Source organism: Winogradskyella vidalii (assembly GCF_013403955.1).
GTDB lineage: Bacteria > Bacteroidota > Bacteroidia > Flavobacteriales > Flavobacteriaceae > Winogradskyella > Winogradskyella vidalii.
Window position 1 is genome coordinate 1 of record NZ_JABFDG010000020.1, and the last position, 4,019, is coordinate 4,019.

A 4,019-nucleotide genomic window follows, 5' to 3' on the forward strand; every position below is an offset into this window, starting at 1 on the left:
TTGCCAACGTGTTTGTGTATGAAACGTAGCGTATAAATATACACAAAAGTTTCGGATTATTACTTAGCCAAATCTGCGATTTGGTATTTACTTTTTTCTTTTTTAATGCCAAATCGCAGATTTGGCGGTGCTTGCAAACACAGACGAACCTTCGGTTTGGCACTTACTAGCTATGTTTTATACACGTTGTTGTACACAGTGCTTTCCTCAATGATATTCAATCTTATATTCATAAATATCAGTTGAATTTAACTTATAATCTATACTTTTTTTATCAATTTTCTGCTGTAGTTTGGTGTATTCAAAACTCAAAATTGTGTCTCTTGCAGTTCCAATTGTTTGATAAGTATATTTGTCTTTTGAGTAAACATATTTCTCAATATATGGTTCTTTTACTCGACTATTATAATTCACTCGTTTTATTAATCTGTTCTTTTTGTCATAATATGAAGTATCAGTCAAAACCAATGCTTTTTCAAAATCAGGTTCTTTGACAGGAATAAATTCCCAAGAATTAGTTTTAGAAATACGTATTCTTTTTTGTTGTTTAACTTCTCGAATAAATCTTATTAAACTGTCCGTTTCGTATTTCGTTTGTTTCTCAATTTTTGTTTTAGGGTCAAATTCGTAAGTCGAAAATGAACGAATAACACAAGTATCTTTAGCTACAAAATCCTCGCAATTATATTCTGAAAATTTCTTTCCGTTATTATACTTTATAATTCGGTTTTTATTTCTAAATGTTTTAGAAATTCTGTCATAACTTCCAAATCTCACTTCTTTAGTTAAATTTCCCAACTTGTCAAATTCAGTCTTTCGTGTATTGATTAAACTATCATTTTCTTTTTTATATTCAGTTATTGTCTTGATTTTTTGACCAAAACTTACTGAACTTATCAGAAATATTAATATAAACGTAATTTTTTTTTGCATTGTGTACAACGGTCTTGTGTATGATTTCGTTGCGTGTTTAGGCACTAAAGTTAGCAAATAAATCACAGATAGAAAGTCCGCGAGGACTTTCGTAAGTAAGCTATAACTAGCAATGAATTATACACGGTGTTAGGCAACGTTTTTTATTTTCGTTCTAAATATTTTTTCCAATTTTCAAATTCTTTCAGAACAATTTTCCTTTCATTTATAATTTTTTCATTTATCGATTTTTTGTAAAAGATAGTGTCAAAATAATGATGAATTGTTTCTGTAAAATCAATGTCCTTTTTATTTTCTTTAAGATTTATGTATCTAAAATAATATTCTTTTGCTCCACTTTTAGCCATTGACGATATTCTATTTTTATCAGATTCGTATTCCACGTTGTATCCACTAAATATTTCTGAATATTCGAAAATGTCTTCTTTACTATTAAATAAATAAACATCTGTAAATTCTCCAGCTGTTCCGGATTTTACACTATTATAAAAGGAAATATCCTTAAACTCATCTAAATTTATGTCCTTTGTTTCTGCATTTAGATTATTAATTTCATATAAATTATTAATTGTTTCGGTATAATTTTCACCACCTGTTTGACCATTTAATATTACCTTTTTAGAAGAGTTCTCTAATAAATTTTGAGAATAAGAAATGCCTTTTGATTTGTCGTAATTGGGTATAAAATATTCCCAAACGTATTCCTTTCCTTGAAAATTAAATGGTTTACTGTAAGCTTTGAGATTACTCCATAAAATCTTATTATCTCGATAAAAAGTTTGTTTGGAAAATTGCAATGTATCTATTCGTAAGACTTTTAAATCTAATGACTTGTCATATCTGTATTTTGAAATGATTGAATCACAATAATATTCGTAAGTCGATTCTTTACCATTGTTTTTACTAGATATTATATCTCCAACTTTATGTGTATAAGTTGAAATAAAAGTTGAATCATTTATAAATTCTGTTGATATACTATTAGAAAAAGAATCGCCACCTTCCATTGCGAGGACTAAATCAAAATTAGAGTTCTGCTTTTTTACTCTCAAAACCTTTTCCAATTGGTCTCCATATTGATGTTTGAAATAAATAAAAAATAATATTGAGTCAATGGGTTTCTTTAAGAATTTTTGGTTTGTTAGAAAGTAATATTCGCTCAAATCTATTTTCGTTGTGTCAAGATTCAGTACAGAAATTTCTTTTTCAGTGAATCTTTTTGAAAAGACAAATTTGTAAGCAATACTATCTGGAAAGTTTTTCGAACTTTCTTTTTTATTGATTATTAAGTCAAAAATTGATTCGGTAAATTGTTTTTTCGAAATTTCCGTTTTGCTTTCAGATAACAATATAGTTTTACTTTTCGGTTGATTTTTACATCCGAAAATAAAAATTATCAAAAGAAGTTTTATCGTTGTTCTCATTGTTCGTCTTAAATGTTGCCTAACGGTCTTGTGTATGAATAGTTGCGTGGTTTGGCAACTAATTTAGCAAAAATTGACCAAACCCGAGAAAATTCCAGCGGAATTTTCGCACGTAAGCTCAACAAAGCAATTAATTATACACGTTGTTACCTATAGTTTTTATTTTATTCAGACAGAGTTCAGATGTTTAAATTCACCTATAAATATATTTAGGAACTATTAATTCTCGCAAGAGTTTAAGCGTATTACTCCGTTTTACTAATCCAGATTAGCTCAGATTGGTTTTTCTGCGTGTAGTTCAGCCGTAACGATAAACGTTAGCTTTTCAATCTTGGTTTCCTTTATCAATCTTTTTAATCTCAATTTATCTTAGTTGTTTTAATTTTAAATAGAGTAGAGTGAGCTGATATTTGGCTTCCTATATTAGTCTTTTTTAATCTTAAATTATCTTAGTTTTTTTAATTCAAGCAGAGTAGAGTGAGTTTTAATTTGGTTTACTTTCTTTAATTTTTTTAAATCTAAATTATCTTGGTTTATTTAGTTAAGTTGAGTTTACTCCGTAATACTTTTCAGGTTGCATTATTCATCTGAGTAATCAATCCAAAGTTGGTAATTTGATGTTTAAATTTTAAAAAAAATGTTGTTGGCGACAAAATTATAGGTAACGTGTTTGTGTATGGTTAGTTGCGTGATTAAGCGAGTAAGTTAGCAAATAAAAACCGAATAGAAAATACGTGAGTATTTTCGTAAGTAAGCTAAACCCCAGCAATTAATTATACACGGTGTTAGCCACAGTACTTATTCCGTTTTTATTGCTTTATATCCTGTGCTTGTCAAATCTCCGTCCTTGTCAAATAATATCATATTCAGGTTTTTGTCAATTCGGTAAAACTCTCCGTATTTATTTCCTTTCACGTAATAATCGGAACCTTTTTTAGTCAGATTTTCAGTTTTAAAATCGTTTAACCTTACTCCAACAAATTCATTTCCTTTTTTATAAATCTCGTATGGATAACTTTCTTTAACAATCGTATTTGCTATTGTCCATTTTCCAAGCAATTCATAATCACTTTTCAATTGGTCATAATTTGTATTTCCAGAAGAAGTTGGTTTTTCGTCCGCAATTGGTTTGTCCGAAATTGCATCGTTGAATATTTTGTTGAAAGTTTTGGTAACTTCTGTTTCTTTTCCTTTTGAGCTAACATAAGCCATTCCTAATTGTTCTAATTCTCCAATTAAAACACCTTTCTTTAGCAATAATTTTGAATCGGGATTTTGCTTAAATTCTCTAACTTTTTCAAGCCATTCGCTATATTTTCCGCCTTTTCCAAATCCGAATTTTTTAAAGTCCGCCTCGTTTTTAAATCCGTTTAGTTCTCCGTACAAACTTTTAAATTCCGTAAATGCTTTTTCGATTTTTTCGATTTCGTCAATCTTTTCAACTTTCTCTATTTTGATTGGTTCTTCTTTTTTTGTTTCCGTTTTACACGCAGTAAATGAGATGATAGTAATGACTGCAAATAATAATGTTTTGTTCATAGATGATGGTCGTTTCGTATTGTGGCTAACGTGATTGTGTATGGTTAGTTGCGTGGTTCAGCAACTAAGTTAGCAAACTTTTACGAACCCGTGAAAATTCCGCAGGAATTTTCGCAAGTAGGC

3 protein-coding genes are annotated in these 4,019 nt (G+C 29.2%); all 3 read right to left on the minus strand.

Annotated features, from left to right (window positions below):
• Positions 1-207: 207 nt before the first annotated feature.
• Positions 208-933, minus strand: a complete 726-nt coding sequence (locus HM982_RS18115) for a hypothetical protein (protein ID WP_179354735.1) — start codon at positions 931-933, stop codon at positions 208-210.
• 143 nt (positions 934-1,076) lie between these two features.
• Positions 1,077-2,357 (minus strand): XAC2610-related protein, encoded by a 1,281-nt coding sequence (locus HM982_RS18120; protein WP_179354736.1) that lies wholly within the window; start codon positions 2,355-2,357, stop codon positions 1,077-1,079.
• Between the two features lie 798 nt (positions 2,358-3,155).
• Positions 3,156-3,896, minus strand: coding sequence for a hypothetical protein (locus HM982_RS18125; RefSeq protein ID WP_179354737.1), 741 nt, complete (start codon positions 3,894-3,896; stop codon positions 3,156-3,158).
• Between the last annotated feature and the right edge of the window lie 123 nt (positions 3,897-4,019).

What these genes read in the sequence shown, in the direction of transcription:
- HM982_RS18115 (WP_179354735.1), bottom strand. Translation starts at nt 933, where the DNA reads ATGCAAAAAAAAATTACGTTTATATTAATATTTCTGATAAGTTCAGTA.
- HM982_RS18125 (WP_179354737.1), bottom strand. Translation starts at nt 3,896, where the DNA reads ATGAACAAAACATTATTATTTGCAGTCATTACTATCATCTCATTTACT.
- HM982_RS18120 (WP_179354736.1), bottom strand. Translation starts at nt 2,357, where the DNA reads ATGAGAACAACGATAAAACTTCTTTTGATAATTTTTATTTTCGGATGT.